Origin of the sequence: Paenibacillus sp. TAB_01 (assembly GCF_043945595.1) — a bacterium.
In the GTDB taxonomy this organism is placed as follows: Bacteria; Bacillota; Bacilli; order Paenibacillales; family NBRC-103111; genus Paenibacillus_S.
Genome location: NZ_JBIFNP010000001.1, coordinates 2266687 through 2288626, shown reverse-complemented (window position 1 = coordinate 2288626; position 21940 = coordinate 2266687). Strand labels below are relative to the sequence as shown.

Below are 21940 nucleotides of genomic sequence, written 5' to 3'. Positions count from 1 at the left end.
GATTACACTACTTTTGGTTCTTGCTCCTCTGCTGCTAACAGACCAACTACTTCAAACTCTGCATCTTCATACAATGCTTCCAGAATGTCCAAACTCTTGGTATAAGCCAAGAATGAAGCATTGTCCTTAATGGACGGGAAGTAGGTGGTTTGAGCAATAATTTCAAAACGTCCCCGCACCTTGTACAACAAGCAAGAAAAGTAATATTTTCTTCCTGTCTTCTTTTGTTCTTTTTTGCTGTGTGGAAGCAATTCAACTTCCAACACGAACCCTTCATGTGATACTTTTACTTTTTTATTTTTCATATGTATCGCCTCCTTATGCTTTATGAAAAACGAAAACACACCGATCTACCCGCATGGAAGCGGGTTAATGGGTGTGTTGGTTGAGTTTATTGGTTATTTTATTATTTACTCATTATTTAAACAAATCTATACGATCTCCTTTATTTTCTTACTCTTTTTTTATCTTATTTTTATCTCCAATATATGGACAAAAAAAGAAGCAGGGGAGGGTTTCCCGCCGCTTATGATATGAGGGCATTTATTTCGAGCATCATTGATTCGATAAACTGATCGTCAGGTTCAGGAACGAAATTAACATGACTTGCTAGTACATAGCACCAAACGTCATCTGGAATTACAGTGTAATGGAAATCAATCAGTTCCTCAAACAGTTGTCCTTCAACCGTTTGAATAGTATTTGTTAAGAAGTACATATAGTTCGTTTCGACTGGTCGAAGGATGTTTTCGCTTTTAACTATGTATACCTTATATTGTTGCATTACGAGTTCCAACACTCTGGTTCTGTTAAAATTCCCAAACCGGTTGAGATCCATGTTCATCGATAAAATCCTCCTTTATTTCGTCAAATACTTCCTTCAGCATTTCAAGTTGGGAAGTCTTATTGTACTCAGTGTAGATTTTCGCAAGAACAAGCATAGAGGGTAGGGCTTCCCAACTACGGATATTAAGCAATTCAGCACCATCGGGTGCAACCACACGGTTTAAAAAGACCGAATGGGTCGTAAAGTGCTTTACGGTTATATAAAGTGTGTGTCCCGCTTCTGTAAGTTGTTCAATTTCTTCGTTTTCTAGCACAAGTTTTGCCATGCCGATTAGCCACCTTTCGTAGGTAAATGATTTACTTATTAATTGGCGGTCAACCGGCCATATCCTTGTTTTTCCTCCCATGTGAAGCGGGACTCACACTTCCAAAAAATTAAAATAATCATCTAGATAATTCACGATTTCAGCAGCACTCTCCATGAACCAAACAACAGCCGGTATCTCCGCTGCTATCCATGTTTCGCTACCTTCGTCAAACCACTCCACATGGTCTTTGTAGAGGTTGTAGCCGTGCCTGGACACCTCATGCAGGATTATTCCGTTAATTCGGAGCGGGTTGGTGATTGTGGACTGCTCCATTCGTTTGGTGGCCTTATAGACAGCCATAGGATATATTGGGCTTCGTTCGGTTGAGCATTCGAGACACATACTATCACTCCTTGTCATTGGAAAATATTGTTGATGTATGATAGCGTGCATCTGTTTTTATTGCAACCTCCAGATATCAGAATACAAGATGTAGCGTTAAGGATGCCTAAAGTCCCTATGCTCAATTCTAGCGGCTGTTTTTTCATCGTCTTTTTCATCGAAGACGGAATCTTGTCTTAATTCCTATCCAAAGGTAAAAACTCTAAAAACAGAGTTACTTTTAGAGCAACTCTAAAACTGAAAATAAAAATAGAGTTAGCAAAACCCTTATATATCAAGGGGTTTAAGGCTGAAACTCTAAAACTCTAAAAATTATCGCAAATCCATTTATATAAAATAGAATTATGTATTTACCTCCTTCTATTGCTGTTGTTTAAATAAGCAAATTTCTATATTTAGATTTCGAAATAAAAATAGAGTTTTAGAGTTTTTATAAAAAAATCCTTATGTATCAAGGGTTTTCAGCCTCGACCCATGCTCTAAAAGTGATTTTCGAAAATAGAGCATACTCCAAAAATAGAGCAACTTTTAGAGTTTTTAGAGTAAAAGAAAAGAGAGCCGTTTCCACAGCCCTCTTGTTATTAAAACTCTAATTTTGGTGCTTTTACTCCTAATGCTTCCATTGCTTCGTCCAATTCTTCGTTGAAGATTTCCGCAGCCTCTTTTGCTTCCTGTTCCTTTGTCTTGCCAAAAATAATACCTTTAAAGTAGTAATCAGGCCCGCTCTTATAATAACGAAGTTCAGGGAACTTTTCTTTTAGTTCTCTAAAGAAGTTGTTCTTGCCCATTCCATCTATGCCTAATTCATCTTTGCAATACTTCTTGTAGTCTTTAAATAACAGTAATGATTGCATTTTTTTGTCTTCCTGAATGCTGCACTTGTCTTTTACGAACTGGATAACCGTGTTACCGTCTTCCATGTAGTTTTTTACAGCAGAATTGATTTCATCGGCTTCTGTAAAAACGAATCCATTTTCAATCAATCTTTCAAGACCTTCAAGCATCCACATAAAGATATAATCTTTTTCTTTTTGTAATTTGTATGGAAGGTCTTTATCCCTATTTTCCTTAGTTACTGCATTGTTGAAAGGAATAATAATAAGACGGTTATAGAACGCTGTACTCTTGTCCCCATAATTTTTAGGCATTCCATTTGTGGAGAAAAGCATTTTAGCAATATTCTTAAAACTAATTCTTGTTTTAAATTTTCTTTCTGCAGAAGCGTCATCGTCCCCGGTCATTATCTTAATTAGGTTTGCGTCATCTATTGGTTTAGCAGGTAGATCAGCGAAGGTATTAAGCAACTTATTATGTAGTTCTGCCAAATTAAATCCCTTTAAATCTTGAATTGGCACATGGCTCACATTCGTTGGGTCTAACAACTTAACAAGGAATTCAATAATCTTAGACTTACCACTATTTGAGATACCGTCAAAAACGAAAAATTTCTTAGCATCCACAAACTGTGTGACACAGTACCCCATGACCTCTTGAAGAACCATTTGGGTATGCTTATCTGGTAAAGCATAGTCTAAAAACTTATGCCATACCTCACCATCTTTTTGAGATAGATTTGGATTGTAGTTCGCATGGACTCTATGTGTCATTAGGTCATTTGCGGAATGCCCTTCTGCGAACTCCCCCGTTGCTAAGTTGTAAATACCGTTCGTCAAATTGAGTTTGTAGGGGTCTGCGTTGACTTGGTGCGGCTTCTTTCTGATATGGTAATGCACATGCCATTGCTTGCTTATATCGCTCATCGTGCCGTATGTTCTCACGGCCGGGTGAATACTTCCAGTTAAAAACTCTAATGCGTCCTCTTCATCACATTTTTGATAGTAACCGTTTTTGTAGAGGTAAAAATCGCCGTGAACGGATATCGCGGGTACTCTGAAAGCAATACTCTCAACGTAGAGACCGGTATTAATTCCAACAACCTCACCGTCTTCGTTGTATTTGTAGTACTCTAATCGTTCTGAAGTGTCTAATTCCTTCTTTTCTTTTTTTATTTTTTTACTTGATCCTTTTGTTGCTGTGTTTATGTTAACCACATTGCTTTCCTGTGGCTTGCTTTCAACAGTAGTTACTTCTTCAACTTCCTCTTCAATCAGTTCCTCTGTAGGAGCGGGAACCGGTCTGGTGTTAAACTCAACACCTTGGAAGTTGGACACCTTTTTTGTTGGCATATCGTCGAATGCCGGTAAATTAATTTTATTCATATATATCGCTCTCCTTTCGATAAGGGAGAACGTGCTTTATTGAACTGTTGTGTTTGTCTCCTTGGTGGGCTATGCGATGCCACCTGTTCTGTCTTTAGTGAAGCGGGACTGTCTATCTAAGTAAGTTCTTGCATTTAAATCTTCATAATATCAACGAACCAATTCAGTTGTCTCTTTGCTTCGTTTATTTCGTTGTAAACCCTGCTTTTGTTTTCAACTTTTTTGAATTGATAATCATTCCAAAGGTTCTTCAACTTCCCGTAAATGAAGATGCTTCTGAAATCATCTAGGTCGAAATAATTTTCCCGCTGACTCTTCATGGTTAGCGGATTAATGGTTGTGACAGAAATGAACTGAATTTCGTCCTCTTCGTCAGTGTGAGCCATTACGTAGTAGTTAATGTCGAGCAATTTAAGTGTTAAAACATTTTGCATGATTATCTCCTCCTTTTTTAATAGTTCTCTCTAGCATACTTTACATGCGCTACTATCAGTTTTATGTAACTTACCAACATGATGGTAAGCAGCAAGACGAGAACAGCCTGGAATACTAAATTTTGTTGGTTGGCAGTGAATTTTGCAAAGTACAGGAACAAACTTGCAACAGCAAGGATATTTACTGTTACTACTACTGCGAACATGAACTTGAACATGTCTATCACCTCAACATCAGTATTGCCAGTGGCGGCTATGCGGAACCACCCGGTTTGTCTTTAGTTGCAAAAACTCTGTCATATGCGCCACCCCCTACTCACGGGGTTGGTTTTCGGTTTTTAGGCTGTAATACTATCGTAAATTGCAATTTCGCTATCGTAGTAAGTGTCTTCCGAAGTTACAAAATCGTGTTCACCTTCACCGAGGCTTGCTGTTACGAACTTAGTACCTTTATCCAACCAAAAAATGATTGTCCATCTTCCATTGTGGAACATTTCGCTTTTGTGTTCTCCCATTTTGTAGTAGTGTCTCAACATTCCAAAACTGATATTTTTAGTACCTCCATTTGAACTTACCTTTACTGCTTGATTTTTTAATAACATATAAATCATTCCCCTTTCGCTATGCGGCGCTTTTTTTGTAGAAGGGATAAAGACATAACCCTTGTACTACCAAGGGCTCCGTTGGTGTCCAAATGGATAACCCAACCGAGCCAAATGTGATTATTTAATTTTCACTTGTTTACCTAATAAAACTTTATATCCTATTGCTTCTAATTCTCTTTTTACCTCTGTAAACTTTTCTTCACCGTTTATTGCCCAACCAGAAAAACGGCTTTCAGTTTCTTCGTCATATTCTTGTTTGTATAGTCCATTGCTCAAAAGAAGATTAAAGATTCTTTTATCAACACTGCTTTCTAATCTAAAACTAGGTACTGTCCAGCAGACCGTTTGAGGACTGAAGAAAACTGTCATTCTGTCAATCTCATCTTGAATGTTATCTCTAAAAACAATTGCTTTATTTGCGTTAGGAGAACTAATTCCAACAGTTCCATATTTGTAATAGTAAACTCCATTCTTTTCTATAACGGCTGTTACTACTTCCTTTTCAAATTTGCTATGTCCAGTTCCTTTAATGATGAGATATATACCACCATGATTATCTTCTTTTGCAGCAACCTCGAAAATCACCTTTCTACCTTCAAATTCCTTCGTAAATGTTTCAAACTTAATATCTTTCATAATTCATTTCCCCTCCCTATGCGGTGCTTTTTGTATGTGGGATTAAGACATAACCCATTACAGAACATTCGTTCTCATTGCTTACACTTATACATTTAAACTTTTCTTGATAACCTCCTGCTTTTTTCTCCGATAAAAAATAGAAAAAATATAAATATTCTTTGAATGGTGCGGAGCATTATTTTACCCCGCAGCATTCAAGTAATTTATAAAGTTTGCATGAGGTGCAATGGGCTTTCCGACTTCCTTAATTAACTCCCAGTCCTGAAACTTCATGTTTCGCAATGTCTTTCTTCCAGACTTGCTTACGTATTTGAACTCCCAATCATCGAGATCCGCAAGGTATCTTCTGTAGACGTTGTAACCCTCGATTTTTAGCGGCTTTCCGTTTCGAGACTTCACCTTTACCAATCCATATTCTTGTTCCATTACATCTTCGCTGAGGGAATGGAAATCCTTTGCCTGGGCAAGCAAGCCTTTTTTGCTGAACTCGTAGCCTACCATCGTAATCACTCCTTTCCGTAAATAAAAAACACACCTTTAGGAGCCGCGTGTAACTAAATTTTAGGAGGTCGCGGCTCCAGTGGGTGTGTTGGTGTTGTGTGTTTAAGTATTCAAATTTAGTTTACACTCTATATTTATACTTCCAAGTTAAATATCCTTTTTATTTCTCCAATAATTTTATTTTATTTTTCATCAACTGTCTAATCCCGTATTTGTTATATTTTTCGACGCGCATCGCTATGGACCAAAAACACGTTCTCGTTTTATAATGAGGTATGGAGGTGCTTCTGTGATTAAGGCCGTTGGGTTCTATCCCCTTTTTAATATGAGGAGACATGAAATTCTTGAAGTAAAAGAACAGTTTGCGGCTAGAGGATTTAGATATGTTGGTACAGCAAGAGGTGTTGATGAACTTAAGAGTATCTTGCAGGAACAAGATATTAAAGTAATTGCCATTAAGGATTTCAATGCAAACTGGAACAACGTAGAGAAACTTCGGTTGGTTATGGCTGTAGGACAACGGAAGTGGTTTCATGTGCATTTAGAGGACTTCAACATATTAAACAATATCAAGGAGGAGATTGAATGGGAATCAACGAGGTAGTGTTTTTTATTCCATCTGTACCACAAGAACAACTGGACAACATCCGAAAGTTAACCGGCCATCTTGGTTATAAAATTGTTGCTTTCGCCCACACCGTTGCCGATCTTAAACGAGAATTGTTGGAACGAAGCCCTATGCTACTTTTGCTCTGGGACGGGCACTCTCTTGAAAAATGTAAAGATGAATTTTACGAATTGATTATACAGTTCCAGCAGCAATTCTACATGTTTGCTCGAGGAGAAATGCACTATCCTGCAGGATCAGTGTTTACGGTGAAAGACCACATGGGAGCACTAATTAACGAAGAACGGCCAACATACACATACACAGTTACGTAGGCGAAAAGCCTACTTTTTTATTTTTCAAAAAAGTTTTGAGACCCCACGCAACTTTTTTATTAGTGCCGCGTTTAACTGTATATACAAAGTGAGTAGTCAGTTTGAATAGTCAAATTGAGTATTCGAAATGATAATTTGGTTAGACTAAAAATAGAAAGCGAGGAATCAAGATGACAAGCAACAGTAAGTCCATCCAAGTTAGTATCCGCATTCCTAGAAACACTCATCAAAACTTCAATTTATTGAAGGACAAAGGATTGATTCAACTCAGTTTAACAGAAGCATTACTCCGTGGAGTGGAATTAACGATTACGGAGGCATTGGAAAAGCATTATACTCCAGTCCTTTCGATTACCCGTGAAGAAGCAAATGAATTGATTGAAAAAGCAAATAAGGAGGAAGAAAACGATGATAAATAACTTTGGTGCTTTTAATCGTAAAAACGAAAATACTAATATGTCACTGATTTACTTTAGAGACACGAAACAGAAAGCAATAAAAGCCAAAAATGAGATTTCAAAGATAAATAAAGCAATTGAAAATCATGACATGACAATTGCCCCTTCTATTTGGGCATTGGAGCCGGTAGGTAGCAACATTTTGTTTGAACAGTTTGTCCAAAGACTACCAAAAGGTTTCCTTATTATTATGCCTAATCCATCGCACATTGGTTCATTGAAAAATGTGAGGGAACTTATTAAAAAGGATGCCTGCATTTTATTCTCTGATTATGGCATGGAGGTTGTGCATTCATTCTCTTTCTACAAAGTCTGTAAAGGCTATTTAAAATCTGTTGGTGTAACTGAATTTAACAATATCCAAGTATCCAACTTCTTTCATAATATTTCTTGGCAAGTCAAAGACCGTACAAGCGACAAGGAGGGAACTATTGCATGCAAGTTTTAGCATTGCTTAGAGGTAAGTCGGAGGAACAAATTCAGCAACAAAAAGTAGAAATCAATAAGTTCTGCGAAATGAAGGGTTTTACTCCCATATTCATAGAGTTCAGTGACATTCAGCAAGTTGATTTCAGTTCATTTAACGAAAAAACAATCGTTTTTTTCGACCTTAGTCGTATTACAAGAGACATGTTTGTTTACTATAAGTTTTTAGATTTAATCGTTCAAGAAAACTTGATTGTATATCTTGCTCAAACAAGGGAGCAGTTAACGCCTCCTAGTTCTGAACTAGATGACCATATGAAGTCCATGATTGCCATTCTAAATAAATATGATAGAGAAAAAATGAGTAAGATTGCTAAATCATGGTGGACATCTGAACGACGTTCTGAACACAGCCAAAGGATGAAAGAAATATATAGAAAGAAGAAAGCAGCACAGACCCCTTGAAGCCGAGGGGTTCTCTTTTCCCCCACAACATATATCCGCAAGGAGGAAAATCATAGCATTCATTAACACAACGAGGAGGAGATTTTGATGGCAGTTTACTGTGTAGGATATGTTCGCGTATCCGTTGACAAGACAGGTGAAAAAGTCAGCCCTGAGCAACAAGCAGATGCAATTCGTTCTTTTGCACATAGAAATGGTTGGGAAGTGTACGAGATATATAGGGATATCGACGTCAGCGGCGGGAGCATGGTTGGTCGCCCTGAATTTAACCGTATGCTGATGGATATTCAAAAACTAAACATTAAAACAATTGTGTTTTGGAATTTAAGCCGGTACACACGGGACTTTTTCGACTTCATAGACATGACAAGACAACTTCAGGCACAACAAGTTAACCTCTGGACAGCAGAGGATAACAATAACATCGATTTACGAAATTGGAACTACAACAGTATGTACAGCATTTTTAAGGCCATGTTCGCTCACCAACAGAGGGAGGATATCCGGGCAACAGTAAAGGCTAATTTCAATAAGATGGTGGCCGATGGCCACTCGATAGGATCGCCAGCAATGTTTGCGCTAAAAAAATGCAAAATAAAGTTTCGTATCGGTGATAAGGAAGTAACACGAACATCCTACGAATATGACGATATGGAAAAGGTTGAACTTGTCCGGCTGATATATAAAATGTATACGGAAGATAATGTAACTGATATGGAAATTGTTCGTTTTCTTAATCAAAATTATTCTCACCTTGTCGATGTTGAAGCAGTAAAAAAATATCGAAAAGGAAAAGCAAAAGATCTTATGGACGGAAAATCCGTTCTGAAGTGGAACAAAAGCAAAATTGTTAGGATCTTAAGTTCCACACAGGCCACAGGCTACGCTTGCAAAACAAGGGAAAAGGTTTCAAAAATAAAACACAGGAAATTGCCCGAATCCGAATGGATTTGGAGCAATAATTTTCTTGAGGGTAAGGAACCAGACTTTCCTCCCCTAGTTGATTTAGAAACTTGGTTTAAAGCACAGCATATTAGAAAATCAAGAAACCCAAAGGAACGGAAAGAATACGAGCCACGGCGCTTCAACTCTCCTTACCTTTTGTCAGGATTATTAAGATGTGGATGTTGCAGTTATGCAATGACAGGCCGAAAAGAACGGGGTTCAACCACACAGACTATTCATCACTATTACTATTGCCGAACACATTCTTCCCTTGGAGCAGCATGTGACAACAAAGACAATGTTCCGTGCCGTGTGATCGATGATGTAGTCTTGCGACTTTTTGGAAATACAGCAACAATCCTGGCTATCATTAAAACCATTGCAGAACATCAGGAGAACAATAAGGATCGCGAACAAAATTACATTAATAAACTTAGTGGTTTAGAGAATCGTATTCGTGTCCTAAATGATGAAATTGAAAAAGACATGGATAGTTTTCGTTACACTACAAGTGAAAATGTAAAACGGAGGTTCATGGAATCGATTGATGAAAAAGAAAATGAATTGCAAAAGGTAAAGAAAGAAAAAGAACTGTTCGTTAAAGGGCAAGAAAGTGCTTCTGTTAAGAAAATTAACCTGCATGAATTAGTGGGAATGCTTTTAAAGACACCTGAGTTGATTGCTGATGAACAAAGACCTGTCTTACGAAGATATCTAGAAACAATTATTGAATGTGTCTTCTATTACAAAGACAAGGTTGTTATTCATTTAAAATTTGCCAAGAGGGATATCCGAGTTGAGGTTGACAATCCTGATGATGAAAAAGTAAAGAAAGCAGAGTTTGAGAAACAACAAAGACTGATTGAGCGGGTTAAAGGAAACATAGCAGAAGAAGTTGATCATAGAAAACTTCTGTACATGCTTTCGTATTTGTGGGATAAGAAAGAACTTACGGAGGATGAAGGAACTGTTCTTCAAACAGTGGCATATGTGCTTGAAGAATATAACAAGAGATTGGTGGAGGAAGCCGTCCCTTTTGATTTGGCCGGTATTGCCTCTAAAAATGCCGAAAACGGCGATTTGTTGGTGATACCGGCACACCCCCTTGCCCATGCGGCTATTATGGGGCGGAGACAACGGCTCACCCCTGCACGTGCAGTCCCTTGAAGATCGAGCATTACCGCTCCAAAATTTCCGTTCCGCTGCTCGACCGCATCGACCTGCAGGTAGAAGTCCCACGTATGGACTACAATCAAATCCTGGAGGCGCAGCCTCAGCTCTCCTCCGCAGAAATGAAAGTGCAGGTGGACGGGGCGCGCCGGCTCCAGCTGGAGCGATACCGGCAAATGGGGATTACATTTAACGGCGAGCTGCAAGGCAAGCTTCTGCGCGCTCATTGCAGGCTGCATAAGGAAGCGGAGACACTGCTGCGCAAATCGTTCGAGGTGCTCGGACTGAGTGTTCGGGCCTATGACCGGATTCTGAAAATCGCCCGCACCATTGCCGATTTGGACGGCAGCGACACACTGGACACCCCTCATCTCGCGGAGGCGCTCCAGTACCGCAGCCTGGACAAAAAAACGCATTCCGCAGGCTTCCCCCGCTAGAATGCGTTCTCGAAATGCTCTATGGAAATGCTGCCGCCTGCTTTATCGGTCATGACGGATATTACATCGAATCTCGGCTGCAGCTCCTGAAGCTGGCAGCGGTGGATATAAACCTGCGCGGTACCCGCTACCTGCTGCTGCTTCCGGTAATCGACCGACTCCTGCGGCGTGCCGAAAGCCCGGTTTCCGCTTCGTGTGCGGACCTCAACAAATATGAGAAGCGGGCCGCTTTCAGCGATGATGTCGATCTCTCCGGTCCGGCAGCGCCAATTCCGCTCCCGGATCCGGTAGCCGAGGCCCTCCAAATACTGCGCCGCTCTCTCTTCTCCCAAAGCGCCTAATTGCTTGCGGTTCAAGCCTGTCTCTTTCATAGATCAGTACCTCGCCCCCGCTTCCTTGGCCCGCTGATCCGAGCGATAAATGAAGGTTAAAATTTCGGCAACGAGGTTGTACAGCTCAGGAGGGATCTCCTGATCCAGCTCCAGCTTCGACAATACCTCCACCAGCGAGGCGTCCTCCTGGATAGCCACGCCGTTTTCCTGTGCCTTCTTCATAATCGTTTCCGCAATTTGCCCCTTGCCCTTGGCGACGATGGTCGGCGCCTTGGACTGATCGGGGGAATATTTCAGAGCGACCGCTTTTTTTATCGGATAGGGCGTCTGCTCCTGCTTCATCCTTGGATCCTTCATACACGAACATCCATTCCCCTGTATGGTTTGCTGCCATATACCGATTGCAGCGGCACAGGCACAGTTGCGGTATCCCTCTTATCCGAATCGCCGGATAAAGAGCCAGCCTGCCTTAATTCAGGATAAGGACTGCATTTTATAGAGATAAACTGGTAGCCGATCTTTGAAAGACTTGCCGCGATATCGTCCCTGCGCGCCTCCAGCAGCGCTGGAATATAAGGCTGATTATTATGGACTTGAAGGCTGACAATACGATCGACCACCTGAACGTCGACCATGGTGTCGCCCAAGGTTTTCATTCTGAGATCAAAAACGAGACGGCAGTTGCGCGCGTCAATCTCGCCCCGCTTCCCTTTGCGGGATTGAATATGAATCGCCGCCGTCTGCTCTCCATTCGCGTTGAGCAACGGCACGAACAAAGTAATATGCGAAAACATGGACGCTTTATCTGAATTCAGCAGCAGTTGCTGGCCCGTAATGTGCTGCACCGCTTGCTGCGCCGTTTCCTTCAAGGAAGCGGGAATATCGTCCGCCTGCATCATTTGCAGCAGCGCGCCTTTTAAGGTCTCCGTCATCCTCGACGACTCCGGCGAACTTCCCTGGCCCTGCGCCAGTACCGGAATACCACCGCCAGCCCCGTCGTGGTCCGCCTGCATCGGTGCCTGGCTTCGACCGTGCTCCGGCAGCTTGAACAGGCTGCTCTCATGCTCTATGCCCAAAGATTTCACCAGCCGCGATAGCCAATGCCCCTCGCTTCCGTCTGCCGCCGCACCCCCGTTCGGGTTCGAAGCTTGAGTGCGCGAATCCGCAGCAGCGCCGCTCTTAACGGCAGCCTCCTGGCCGTCGGCCCCAGACGCTCGGCCCGCCGTGTCGGCCGCCGGCTCCGCGCCGTTCGGATCCGCAGCGGCTGCCGCCGGAGCTTCAGGCGTCATCCCCGCGGCATCGGGCCTGCGGGCCGAAGGCGCTTCGCCCGCTCCAGCGCTTCCCTGCGGCGCGGCCGGCATCGCCGGCTCCTGCCTTGGGGCGGCGGCACCGCCGGGAGCCGCTCCTTCGTCGCCCGCAGCCGGGGCCGCCTGGCCACCGCCCGATCCCGCCGGATCGGGCTCGTGCCCCTGGAGCGTCACGCCGCCTGGCGCGGCTGCAGGCACGCCTCTGCCCGCAGCTGCCGCAGCCCCAGCGCTAGCAGCTTGAGCCGCTGTGCCGGCCGGCGGCGCCTGCCCTTGCCGTCTTGGCTCCGCGGCGGCTTCTTCAACCGCTTCAGGCAGGCTCAAGCCTGCGGCGGTTTGGCCCTCCTGATCGGCTCCAACCGCCTCCAGTGCCCCAGCCGCTGCAGCTCCTGCAGCGGCTGGGCTGCCTCCCAGGCTTCCGGGATTCGCCTGCTTTCCCACAGCAGCACCGTCCAAAGACGCTGTCAGACGGCCTGCCGTTCCGTCTGAGCCTTTAGATGTACCTGCCCCAGGCACCGGGTTTCCCATGCCTTCCGCAGACTCCTTCAGGGCCGCTGCCCCGTCTGATGGCCGCATCACCTGCCCGGAAACCGACTTCATCTCACCCAATATTTGTTGAAATGCTTCCAATGCCGACTTGGAGGAAGCCGATAAACCCTCACCGCCTTGAAGCAATGCGGTGATCTGCGTGTCCAGCTGCCGCAGCGTCTCATGAAAAGCAGGGCCTGTGGTCGCTTGCCGGACAGCCGAGACACTGTCCGGCGTAAGCGGCAGCCCTTTTTGAAACGCGATAATAGCCGAAGGCAGCCATTCTTCCTGCTTTAGGGTTTCCGGCATTTTCGTCTGCAGCTCGGCAAACGCTTGAATCGTCTCCTTCGCCAAAGGAATTCCGGCCTGATGCAGTGCCTGCACCAGCTGGCGGTTTGCCGCCGTATCCGGCAGACCGATATTTTTCATCAGCTCGGACATGGAGCTGTCCGCTATTTGCACACTGGACCCGCTTAGCGGCTTCAAGACGATCTGTTCCGAGCTTGATTCCGGCTGCACCTGAAGCATCGTCACCTCGCCTTGCTTCAACGGAGTCTCCAGCTTGGCCCTTACCTGCACGCCGCTGATGTTCAGTATGGCCTCATCATTCGGCAGCTGCTGCTGCACAACTCCCTTGACGACCTCTCCTGCCTTAAGCTCCAGCTTCTTCGGCTCGGCTGCCTGCAGATCGCCGCCAACAAAGCTTCGTATCAAACCGCTTATATTCACGGGTGCATTCCTCCCGACCTTTCTATGGCGTTACACATACGTATATATTGTTTATCGGCAGCGGGGCTCCGAAAATAAAGGACCGGCTTTGCTCAAGCCAGCCCTTCTCCATCAGCAGCCCGCTCCGCTAAAATAACAGCTGCTGCTCTGCCAGTATGTTCTTCAAAAACGTTTTGCGATGCAGCGGCGACGGACCGTATTCGGCGATCCTTTCCCGGTGCAGCTTGGTAGCGTACCCCTTATGTAATCCGATGCCGTACTCAGGATATTGCAGATCCCATTGCAGGCACATGCGGTCGCGCGTTACTTTGGCAATGATCGAAGCGGCCGCTATCGATTGGCTCAGCGCATCTCCGTGAATGACGGCCATCTGCTCGATAGGACTGTCAACCCGCTCCGCATCCACCAGCAAGTAATCGGGTGTTGCTACAAGCTGCTCCACTGCTTGCTTCATGGCCAACCGCGCCGCCTGCTTTATATTTATCGTCTCAATCGTTCTTACATCCACAATGCCGATACCTATCGCCACGGCTTCCTGTTGGATCGTTTCGAACAATTTCTCGCGCTTCTTCTCAGACAGCTTCTTCGAATCGTTCACTTCTTCAAGCACAAGTCCTTCCGGCAAAATGACCGCCGCAGCGACAACATCGCCGAACAGACAGCCCCGGCCTACTTCATCGACACCCGCAATCGCGCTCCTGCCCTGATTCCATAATGACTGCTCATATTCCAACAGCATGCGCTCTGATCTTCCTTCCCGGCTTTCTACTCTCCCAATCTGTTAAAACCTGCACTTCATTATACTAGAATTCGTCAGAAACGGATATGTTTTCTCCAAAGGCAAACTTTGCATAAACTATCGCCGCGTTCCAAGCCCGCTCTTAACGCATCGGACATGCTATCCTTCCATAACGGCCTCTCTTAGCGAGACTTTCAGAATGTATGCGTAGGCACTATTATTGAACAAAAAAAGAAGCCGCCCGCCGGGGAGGCCACTGAAAAAGTCATTGCTACGAGTACGGAACATTCTTCCGATCGCTGTTGTCCCTGTATTTCTCTGATTATGTTCCGCTTGTAGCGGTTGAAATCCAAGGACAAAGGCGAACGGTTACGCTTCTACAGAACATTTCCGTACCCTCCGTAAGTTTTTCAGTGACCGCCGCCGGGACGACTCTTTTCAAATCAATTACATGCTTCGGTTAACGGCTTTCCGGCTCCATGTCCAAAACGGGAATATCGCTTGGCGCTTCCAGGCTGACCCGTCCCATCTTTCCGGCGCGAAGCTCGCGCAAGATGGTTAACGACGCCTTTTCCAAGTCGACGCGGCCTCCGCTCAGCAAAGCCCCGCGCTTGCGGCCTATCGCTTCCATGACCTCAATAATAGCCTCGGTATCGCCCGGATCCTCAGGCAGCTTCGCGATGCCAAAGCGCTCCTGCAGCGAAGCTCCGTAATGGCCTGCCAAGTAGCGTACCGCGAATAAGGCCACTTCTTCGGGGTATAAAATTTCTTCTTTGATCGCTCCGGTTGCCGCGAGCCTCATGCCCACCTGCTGGTCCCTCAAACTTCGGCCATAAAATCCCAGGCGTATCGAGCAGCTCCATCTCCGTGCCGACCTTGATCCACTGCTGACCTTTCGTGACGCCGGGTTTATCCCCGGTAGCCGCGATTTTACGGCCTGCCAGCCGGTTGATCAGCGTGGATTTTCCGACATTCGGAATGCCTACGATTAAAGCGCGGATCGCACGCGGCTTGATCCCTTTGCTCAGCTGCTTCTCGATTTTCTCGGCCATCAGCTGCTTGCAGCGGGACATAATTTCCTTCATCTGATTCCCCGTAGCGGCATCCACAGGCAGCGCTTGAAGGCCCTGCTCCGCAAAATACGCCACCCACTGGGCGGTTACTTCCGGATCCGCCAGATCCTGCTTGTTCAGCAGCACCAGCCGGGGCTTGTTTTGTAATATTTCATCAATCATCGGGTTTCTGCTGGACAAAGGAATTCTCGCATCCAACAGCTCAATCACGACATCGATCAGCTTCAGCTTTTCCTGAATCTGACGACGGGCTCTCGTCATGTGACCTGGAAACCACTGAATCGTCATACGGTCACCTCTGCTTCTCTTTCAACATATGCTGCAGAACTTTACTTGAAATGCACAAAACTGATTTTATCGAAAGGCCAGAAAATCAGGTCGGCACGTCCTACAATTTGATCGTATTTAACAAAACCGATATCACGGCTGTCCTGGCTGTTGGAACGGTTGTCTCCCATAACAAAGACCGCCCCCTCAGGAACCGTTTTTTCCGGGAAATTTCTTGTATTATAGGGTATCCCTTTTTTTGCGGCGTCATCCAACGCTTTCTTCAAATAAGTCTCGTCGACCAGCTGACCGTTCACATACACTTTGTCGCCGTCGACTTTCACCGTTTCCCCTGGGAGCGCAATGACACGCTTGATGTAATCCTTATCCTTCGTGGCGTGAAATACAACCACTTCGCCATGCTGCGGCTTATGTATCGAGTAAATAATCTTGTTGACAATCAGGCGCTCACTGGTGTAAAAGTTGGGTTCCATCGACGGCCCTTCTACAATAAACGGAGCAAAGATCAGCCAGCGGATAAAAAAAACGAGAACCGCTGCAATGAGCAGCGCCTTGATCCATTCCCAGGCTTCGTTCTTCAGCGGACTTGACTTCTCCATCGTTTGTTCCTGCTCCATAATAGACCTGCCCTTCTCATGATGTGCCCGTAAAAAGAATTCCGAAAAAACGAAAAGGAGCTTGTAAACAAGCCCCTGTTTGTTTTCGTCTTAGCGAATCTCTTGAATTCTTGCCGCTTTACCGCGAAGACCGCGCAAGTAGTACAGCTTCGCGCGACGAACTTTACCACGGCGAGCCACCTCAAGCTTATCAATCTTCGGCGAATGAATCGGGAACGTTCTTTCTACGCCAACACCGTAAGAAATTTTTCTAACAGTGAAAGTTTCGCTGATACCGCCGCCGCGGCGTTTGATAACAACACCTTCGAACAGCTGAATACGTTCACGGGATCCCTCGATAACTTTTACGTGTACCTTAACTGTATCCCCTGGACGAAACTTAGGCAAATCTTGGCGAAGTTGTTCCTTCGTAATCTCCTGGATTAAACTCATGTATGACTCCCTCCTTCCACACAGGTGTTCATTCCGCCTCTGAAGTCAATTCCATCGATGTCATGCGTAGAGGACCACCGTAATCGGGCAAAAATGCCACAACGTTGTATATATTAGCATAAACTCTATGGAAACACAAGCAATAATCCCGCCTGGTCATAGATTTAATAAAATACCCCCACAAAGTGGGGCTTATGCGTTGAAGCGGACTCAGGTACTTTGCGGGGGCCCCGAAAAGCTATAATTCTGATATGTTCCGTCTACGTCTCCGACGGTCCCAGCTTGCGCCGTTCTTCCTCCAGCCAACGCTTTTCGGCGGCGGTTAAAGGATAGCTTTCCAGCAAATCCGGCCGCTTGTTTAAGGTGCGGAGCAGCGCCTGCTGCTTGCGCCATTTCTCAATGTTCGCATGGTGACCTGACAGCAGAATATCCGGCACCTTCCAATCCCGGAACTGCTCCGGACGGGTATAATGAGGGTATTCCAGCAGCCCGGTGCTGAACGAATCCGTCACAGCCGAGGTTTCGTTGCCCAGCACGCCCGGTAGAAGCCGTACGATGCTGTCGATCATCACCATGGCCGGGAGCTCTCCCCCCGTAAGCACATAATCGCCGATAGAGAATTCATCGGTCACCAGATGCTCCCTGATCCGTTCGTCGTAGCCTTCATAATGACCGCAAATAAAAACGAGGTGATCCTCTTGGGACAGCTCCTCCGCCTTCTGCTGAGTGAACGGCTCGCCTTGGGGGCACATCAGGATAATGCGCGGCTTGGCTGCCAGAGGCTCGGTCAGCGCTTCTACCGCCGAAAAAATCGGCTCCGCCTTCAATACCATGCCTCCGCCTCCGCCATACGGATAATCATCCACCGTATTGTGCTTATTGTTGGCGTAATCGCGGAAATTTACCGTGTTCAGCCGGACGATCTCCTTCTCCCGGGCTTTGCCCAAAATGCTCGAGGAAAACACGCCGTCGAACATGGCAGGAAATAAGGTCAGCACATCGATCCTCATAGCTTGCAATAAGCCTTCCATCACATGGACCTTAACCAGCTTGGCCTCCACATCCACATCCAGCACGACATCGTCGATATAGGGAAGCAGGACCGGCTTGCCTGCCGGGCGCTCGACCACCCAGACGTCATTGGCCCCGGGAGACAGAATTTCACTGATCGTGCCGAGCTCTTCTCCTTCGTCAGTGATAACCTTACAGCCGATAATCTCATGGTGATAAAATTCGTCGTTCGTCAGCTCCGACAAATATTGTTCTTCCACCTTCAACAGCCAGCCCTTATACTTCTCGACCTCGTTGATGTTGTGAAAGCCTTTGAACTTAATGATAAACAGCTTTTTGTGCTCTCGGGCCGCTTCTACGACCACCGGCAATGTTTTTTGACTTTGCGGATCAAAAAATATCAGTTCGCTGCCTATGGCAAACCGCTCATCCGGAAAATCCGTTTCCGGAAAAATTTTCAAATCTCCGCGAATACCGTGCGTGTTGACAATTTTTCCAACCGTATATAGTTTTTCGCTCATTGTGCCCCTCCGGCAATAATTCAGGATACGAGAAAAGAGTTAGGATTCCTCCTAACTCTCCAATGTATCCATTATGATACAATCTCAACCGAGACTCGCTTGCTTTCCTTGACTGCAGCTGAAGTGACGACGGTCCGAAGAGCTTTGGCAATACGTCCCTGCTTGCCGATTACCTTCCCGACATCATCGGGATGAACCGACAGCTCGAACGTAATGCTGCGCTCATCTTCCACTGCCTTCACTTGCACTTCTTCGGGATGATCCACCAACGCCTTAGCGATAACGGTAATTAGATCTTTCATAGCACCCTCCGAAATTGCAGATTACTTCTGCAGTTTGGACTCGTGGAACTTCTTCAGGATACCTGCTTGGCTGAACAGACTGCGAACTGTATCAGAAGCTTGAGCACCTGTTTGCAACCATTTCAATGCTTTCTCTTCATCAATATTTACAAGTGCTGGTTTAGCCACTGGGTTGTAAGTACCGATCTCTTCGATAAAGCGGCCGTCACGCGGGGAACGGGAATCCGATACCACCACACGGTAGAAAGGAGCTTTGTGAGCACCAATACGCTTAAGACGAATACGTGTTGCCATGTTGAAAATCACCTCCATCATAGAATAAAAGCTGTATAGTCATCCGGACGGCTTAGCCGAACGGAAACTTCATTCCTTTGCCCATCTTGCCCTTCAGGTTCTTCATCATTTTGTTGCCCTTAGGCCCCATCATGCTGGAGAACTGCTTCATCATCTTGCGCATATCGTCGAACTGCTTGATGAACCGGTTCACGTCCTGAACAGAGTTGCCGCTTCCCGCAGCAAGCCGTTTACGGCGGCTCGGACTCAGGAGATCCGGGTTCGCCCGCTCTTCCTTCGTCATCGATTTCACAATCGCAGCAACTCTCGCCATCTGCTTATCGTCCACCTTCAGATCCTTCATGCCCTTCATCTTGTTCGCTCCGGGCAGCATGTCCAGAATCTGATCGAGAGGTCCAAGCTTCTTCACCTGCTCCATCTGATCGAGGAAATCGTCAAAGGTAAACTCGGCGGTCCGCATCTTGCGTTCCATCTCTTTGGCTTTCTCCGCATCGATGCCTGCCTGCGCCTTCTCAATGAGGGTAAGCACATCCCCCATCCCCAGAATTCTGGAGGCCATCCGGTCCGGATAAAAAGGCTCGAGGGCATCCATCTTCTCGCCCATCGCCGCGAACTTGATCGGCAGGCCGGTAACGGCTTTAACCGAAATGGCCGCACCGCCGCGGGTATCACTGTCGAGCTTCGTCAGGACGACGCCTGTCATTTCGAGCTGCTTGTGGAAGCTCTCCGCGACATTGACCGCCTCTTGACCGGTCATAGCATCGACGATCAGCAAAATCTCATCCGGCTTGATCGCCTCGACGATCTGCTTCAGCTCTTCCATCAGCTGTTCATCGATGTGAAGCCGTCCCGCCGTATCCATGATCAGGTAGTCATTGCCATGATCCTTGGCGTGCTGCAGCGCGTTCTTCGCAATCTCGACCGGACTGACCTGGTCGCCCATCGAGAATACGGGCACCTTGAGCTGCTCACCGAGCACCTGCAGCTGCTTGATCGCTGCCGGACGGTAAATATCTCCCGCCGCCAGCAGCGGACGGTGGTTCTGCTGGAGAAGCATCTTAGCCAGCTTACCGGTTGTTGTCGTCTTACCTGCCCCTTGCAGACCGACCATCATAATGACCGTCGGCGGCCGATTCGAGCGGGCCAGCTTGCTTTGCGTACCGCCCATCAGATCGGTCAGTTCTTTGTTTACAATATCGACAACGATCATCGCAGGTGTAAAGCTTTGCAGCACTTCCTGGCCGATCGCCCGTTCCTTCACCTTGGCGATGAATTCTTTGACAACCTTAAAGTTGACATCCGCTTCAAGCAGCGCAAGACGAACTTCGCGCAAAGCTTCGTTTACATCGTCTTCCGTTAGCTTGCCTTTGCCCCTCAGCTTGCTGAATACATTCTGCAGACGGGTTGCTAATCCATCGAATGCCATACGAATTCACCTCCTAAAGCGTTCCTTGTGTTCCGTAAGTACCTGCATCATCTATGCAAACGAAAACCAGTTAAGTATTGAAATCATCAGCTCATCCGGTACTGCCAAGCTTACCAGGTTCAATCCAGCGTCAGCCATTGCTCAAGCAGTGCGCCCGCTTGGTTCCGGCGTTCCTCCGGAAGCTCTGAGAAAAGCTCTTCAAACTGGCCTGCCAGCTGGACGCGCTCCTCATGCTTCGACAGCAGCGCAAGCTTCGTCTCGTAATCCTCGAGCACCGCTTCGGCCCGCTTAATATGCTCATAAACCGCTTGACGGCTGATCTGAAACTCCGCAGCAATTTCGCCAAGGGAATAATCGTCATGAAAATACAGCTTGCAAAACGTTTGCTGCTTCTCGGTCAAAAGCTTCTCGTAAAAGTCAAACAGCAGGTTAATGCGGTTCGTCTTCATCAGTACGTTATCTTCCGTCATAGTGTCTCGCCTCCGTTAAGGTAAAACACTTTACAGCAACAGAAATTATAATACTCAAAATGAAGAACGATGTCAAGCATATTTCCTTGTCACCCCGATAAAACTTCAAAAACCGCTGCCCGAGCTACGATTTCAGCGTTTCCGAGCTCTCCTGTTCGCCTTCCGGAATCCATTTGCTGAACAACGCATGAACGAATTGGTCGGAATCAAACGGCTGCAGGTCGTCCATTTTCTCGCCCAGTCCGACGAACTTGACCGGCAGCTTCAGCTCCTGACGAATGGCAACAACAATACCGCCCTTGGCTGTGCCGTCCAGCTTGGTCAGCACGAGACCCGTCAGACCGGATTTCTCGTCAAAGTTCTTTGCTTGGCTGAGCGCGTTCTGACCGGTAGTTGCGTCCAGCACCAGCAGCACCTCATGCGGGGCGTCCGGTACTTCCCTCCGGATGACGCGGTAAATTTTGTTCAGCTCCTCCATCAAATTCACTTTGTTCTGAAGCCTTCCCGCCGTATCGCACAGCAGCACGTCCGCGCCGCGGTTTTTGGCCGCATGCAGCGCATCGAACATGACAGCCGCCGGGTCTGAACCCGCCTGCTGCTTGATCACATCCACACCTGCGCGCTGTCCCCATGCTTCCAGCTGCTCAATCGCTCCTGCGCGGAACGTATCTCCCGCAGCCAGCATAACCTTCTTGCCCTGCGATTTCAAATGATGCGCCAGCTTCCCGATCGTCGTCGTCTTACCTACTCCGTTCACACCGACGAACAAAATGACCGTCGGACCGGAATCGGCCATCTTCAAATCGGTGTTCTCGTCGCCCTTGAGCAGATGAATCAGCATTTCCGATAAAATCGGCTGCAGCTCGCTCGGCTGCTCGATCTTCCGCTTCTTCACTTCCGCGCGGAGATCGTCGATCAGCTTCAATACCGTATTGACGCCTACATCGGCGCCGATCAAAATTTCTTCCAGTTCTTCGTAAAATTCCTCGTCAATCTTTTTGCGGCGGGTGAACAAGTCCTCCACACGTTCTACGAATACATCGCGAGTCTTTGTCAAGCCTTCTTTAAATTTATTCGTCACCGCCTCGGCCTTCGAGGAAATGCTCTCCTTCAATCGTTTAAAAAAGCTCACCGGCT

28 protein-coding genes and 2 pseudogenes are annotated in these 21940 nt (G+C 46.4%); 7 read left to right on the top strand and 23 right to left on the bottom strand.

Features of this window, described 5'->3' with window-relative positions:
• Positions 1 to 2 precede the first annotated feature (2 nt).
• The 9 genes from ACHHV8_RS11075 to ACHHV8_RS11035 form a co-directional block, all read right to left on the bottom strand.
• Positions 3 to 305 carry a hypothetical protein gene (locus tag ACHHV8_RS11075; RefSeq protein WP_395158315.1) on the bottom strand — a complete coding sequence of 101 codons (303 nt, stop codon included), beginning with the start codon at positions 303 to 305 and terminating at the stop codon, positions 3 to 5.
• Positions 306 to 526: 221 nt separating this feature from the next.
• Entirely contained in the window at positions 527 to 844 is a 318-nt protein-coding gene (locus tag ACHHV8_RS11070; protein WP_395158314.1) for a hypothetical protein, read from the bottom strand.
• Complete coding sequence (locus tag ACHHV8_RS11065) at positions 810 to 1112, bottom strand: hypothetical protein (RefSeq protein ID WP_395158313.1); 303 nt, start codon at positions 1110 to 1112, stop codon at positions 810 to 812. Before ACHHV8_RS11065 ends, ACHHV8_RS11070 begins: the two co-directional genes overlap by 35 nt.
• A 93-nt stretch (positions 1113 to 1205) precedes the next feature.
• Positions 1206 to 1427: a hypothetical protein gene (locus tag ACHHV8_RS11060; RefSeq protein ID WP_395158312.1), complete on the bottom strand. Its 222-nt coding sequence runs from the start codon at positions 1425 to 1427 to the stop codon at positions 1206 to 1208.
• Between the two features lie 650 nt (positions 1428 to 2077).
• Entirely contained in the window at positions 2078 to 3715 is a 1638-nt protein-coding gene (locus tag ACHHV8_RS11055) for a DNA primase family protein (protein WP_395158311.1), read from the bottom strand.
• Between the two features lie 134 nt (positions 3716 to 3849).
• Complete coding sequence (locus tag ACHHV8_RS11050) at positions 3850 to 4149, bottom strand: hypothetical protein (RefSeq protein ID WP_395158310.1); 300 nt, start codon at positions 4147 to 4149, stop codon at positions 3850 to 3852.
• Between the two features lie 338 nt (positions 4150 to 4487).
• Entirely contained in the window at positions 4488 to 4751 is a 264-nt protein-coding gene (locus ACHHV8_RS11045; RefSeq protein WP_395158309.1) for a hypothetical protein, read from the bottom strand.
• Positions 4752 to 4871: 120 nt separating this feature from the next.
• Positions 4872 to 5390, bottom strand: coding sequence for a hypothetical protein (locus ACHHV8_RS11040; protein ID WP_395158308.1), 519 nt, complete (start codon positions 5388 to 5390; stop codon positions 4872 to 4874).
• A 183-nt stretch (positions 5391 to 5573) separates the two neighbouring features.
• Entirely contained in the window at positions 5574 to 5894 is a 321-nt protein-coding gene (locus ACHHV8_RS11035; RefSeq protein WP_395158307.1) for a hypothetical protein, read from the bottom strand.
• A gap of 289 nt (positions 5895 to 6183) precedes the next feature.
• Between ACHHV8_RS11035 and ACHHV8_RS11030 the strand changes: the two genes are divergently transcribed.
• From ACHHV8_RS11030 to ACHHV8_RS11000, 7 genes are all read left to right on the top strand, one after another.
• Positions 6184 to 6498 carry a hypothetical protein gene (locus tag ACHHV8_RS11030; protein WP_395158306.1) on the top strand — a complete coding sequence of 105 codons (315 nt, stop codon included), beginning with the start codon at positions 6184 to 6186 and terminating at the stop codon, positions 6496 to 6498.
• Positions 6480 to 6836 (top strand): hypothetical protein, encoded by a 357-nt coding sequence (locus ACHHV8_RS11025; RefSeq protein ID WP_395158305.1) that lies wholly within the window; start codon positions 6480 to 6482, stop codon positions 6834 to 6836. The genes ACHHV8_RS11030 and ACHHV8_RS11025 overlap by 19 nt, the downstream gene beginning before the upstream one ends.
• Positions 6837 to 7006: 170 nt before the next feature.
• Positions 7007 to 7255, top strand: coding sequence for a hypothetical protein (locus ACHHV8_RS11020; protein WP_395158304.1), 249 nt, complete (start codon positions 7007 to 7009; stop codon positions 7253 to 7255).
• Positions 7245 to 7742: a hypothetical protein gene (locus ACHHV8_RS11015; RefSeq protein WP_395158303.1), complete on the top strand. Its 498-nt coding sequence runs from the start codon at positions 7245 to 7247 to the stop codon at positions 7740 to 7742. Before ACHHV8_RS11020 ends, ACHHV8_RS11015 begins: the two co-directional genes overlap by 11 nt.
• Entirely contained in the window at positions 7730 to 8185 is a 456-nt protein-coding gene (locus tag ACHHV8_RS11010; protein WP_395158302.1) for a recombinase family protein, read from the top strand. Before ACHHV8_RS11015 ends, ACHHV8_RS11010 begins: the two co-directional genes overlap by 13 nt.
• Positions 8186 to 8272: 87 nt before the next feature.
• Positions 8273 to 10297 carry a recombinase family protein gene (locus ACHHV8_RS11005; RefSeq protein WP_395158301.1) on the top strand — a complete coding sequence of 675 codons (2025 nt, stop codon included), beginning with the start codon at positions 8273 to 8275 and terminating at the stop codon, positions 10295 to 10297.
• A 74-nt stretch (positions 10298 to 10371) separates the two neighbouring features.
• Positions 10372 to 10737, top strand: coding sequence for a magnesium chelatase subunit ChlI family protein (locus tag ACHHV8_RS11000; RefSeq protein ID WP_395163473.1), 366 nt, complete (start codon positions 10372 to 10374; stop codon positions 10735 to 10737).
• Here the strand turns inward: ACHHV8_RS11000 and ACHHV8_RS10995 are convergent.
• The 14 genes and pseudogenes from ACHHV8_RS10995 to ftsY all read right to left on the bottom strand — a co-directional run bounded on the left by ACHHV8_RS10995 (position 10734) and on the right by ftsY (position 21935).
• On the bottom strand, positions 10734 to 11108 hold the full coding sequence (locus ACHHV8_RS10995) for a YraN family protein (protein ID WP_395158300.1): 375 nt from the start codon (positions 11106 to 11108) through the stop codon (positions 10734 to 10736). The genes ACHHV8_RS11000 and ACHHV8_RS10995 overlap by 4 nt on opposite strands.
• Positions 11109 to 11111: 3 nt before the next feature.
• The gene (locus ACHHV8_RS10990) at positions 11112 to 11426 is read right to left on the bottom strand and encodes an EscU/YscU/HrcU family type III secretion system export apparatus switch protein (protein WP_395158299.1); all 315 of its coding nucleotides are present in this window, start codon (positions 11424 to 11426) and stop codon (positions 11112 to 11114) included.
• On the bottom strand, positions 11423 to 13630 hold the full coding sequence (locus tag ACHHV8_RS10985) for a hypothetical protein (protein WP_395158298.1): 2208 nt from the start codon (positions 13628 to 13630) through the stop codon (positions 11423 to 11425). Before ACHHV8_RS10985 ends, ACHHV8_RS10990 begins: the two co-directional genes overlap by 4 nt.
• Positions 13631 to 13757: 127 nt before the next feature.
• Positions 13758 to 14369: a ribonuclease HII gene (locus ACHHV8_RS10980; RefSeq protein WP_395158297.1), complete on the bottom strand. Its 612-nt coding sequence runs from the start codon at positions 14367 to 14369 to the stop codon at positions 13758 to 13760.
• Between the two features lie 460 nt (positions 14370 to 14829).
• A pseudogene (gene ylqF / locus ACHHV8_RS10975) lies at positions 14830 to 15730 on the bottom strand (ribosome biogenesis GTPase YlqF).
• 41 nt (positions 15731 to 15771) lie between these two features.
• Positions 15772 to 16347: a signal peptidase I gene (gene lepB / locus ACHHV8_RS10970; RefSeq protein ID WP_395158296.1), complete on the bottom strand. Its 576-nt coding sequence runs from the start codon at positions 16345 to 16347 to the stop codon at positions 15772 to 15774.
• Positions 16348 to 16437: 90 nt separating this feature from the next.
• Entirely contained in the window at positions 16438 to 16779 is a 342-nt protein-coding gene (gene rplS, locus ACHHV8_RS10965) for a 50S ribosomal protein L19 (protein WP_094016501.1), read from the bottom strand.
• Positions 16780 to 17039: 260 nt separating this feature from the next.
• Positions 17040 to 17789 (bottom strand): tRNA (guanosine(37)-N1)-methyltransferase TrmD, encoded by a 750-nt coding sequence (gene trmD, locus ACHHV8_RS10960; protein ID WP_395163472.1) that lies wholly within the window; start codon positions 17787 to 17789, stop codon positions 17040 to 17042.
• Positions 17790 to 17807: 18 nt separating this feature from the next.
• Positions 17808 to 18311: pseudogene (gene rimM / locus ACHHV8_RS10955) on the bottom strand (ribosome maturation factor RimM); the annotation flags it as partial.
• Positions 18312 to 18382: 71 nt separating this feature from the next.
• Positions 18383 to 18613: a KH domain-containing protein gene (locus ACHHV8_RS10950; protein WP_395158295.1), complete on the bottom strand. Its 231-nt coding sequence runs from the start codon at positions 18611 to 18613 to the stop codon at positions 18383 to 18385.
• Positions 18614 to 18634: 21 nt separating this feature from the next.
• Complete coding sequence (rpsP, locus tag ACHHV8_RS10945; RefSeq protein ID WP_094016497.1) at positions 18635 to 18907, bottom strand: 30S ribosomal protein S16; 273 nt, start codon at positions 18905 to 18907, stop codon at positions 18635 to 18637.
• A 52-nt stretch (positions 18908 to 18959) separates the two neighbouring features.
• Positions 18960 to 20333, bottom strand: a complete 1374-nt coding sequence (ffh, locus tag ACHHV8_RS10940) for a signal recognition particle protein (protein WP_395158294.1) — start codon at positions 20331 to 20333, stop codon at positions 18960 to 18962.
• Positions 20334 to 20452: 119 nt separating this feature from the next.
• Positions 20453 to 20803: a putative DNA-binding protein gene (locus ACHHV8_RS10935; RefSeq protein ID WP_395158293.1), complete on the bottom strand. Its 351-nt coding sequence runs from the start codon at positions 20801 to 20803 to the stop codon at positions 20453 to 20455.
• Between the two features lie 124 nt (positions 20804 to 20927).
• Positions 20928 to 21935, bottom strand: coding sequence for a signal recognition particle-docking protein FtsY (gene ftsY / locus ACHHV8_RS10930; protein ID WP_395158292.1), 1008 nt, complete (start codon positions 21933 to 21935; stop codon positions 20928 to 20930).
• Positions 21936 to 21940 lie beyond the last annotated feature (5 nt).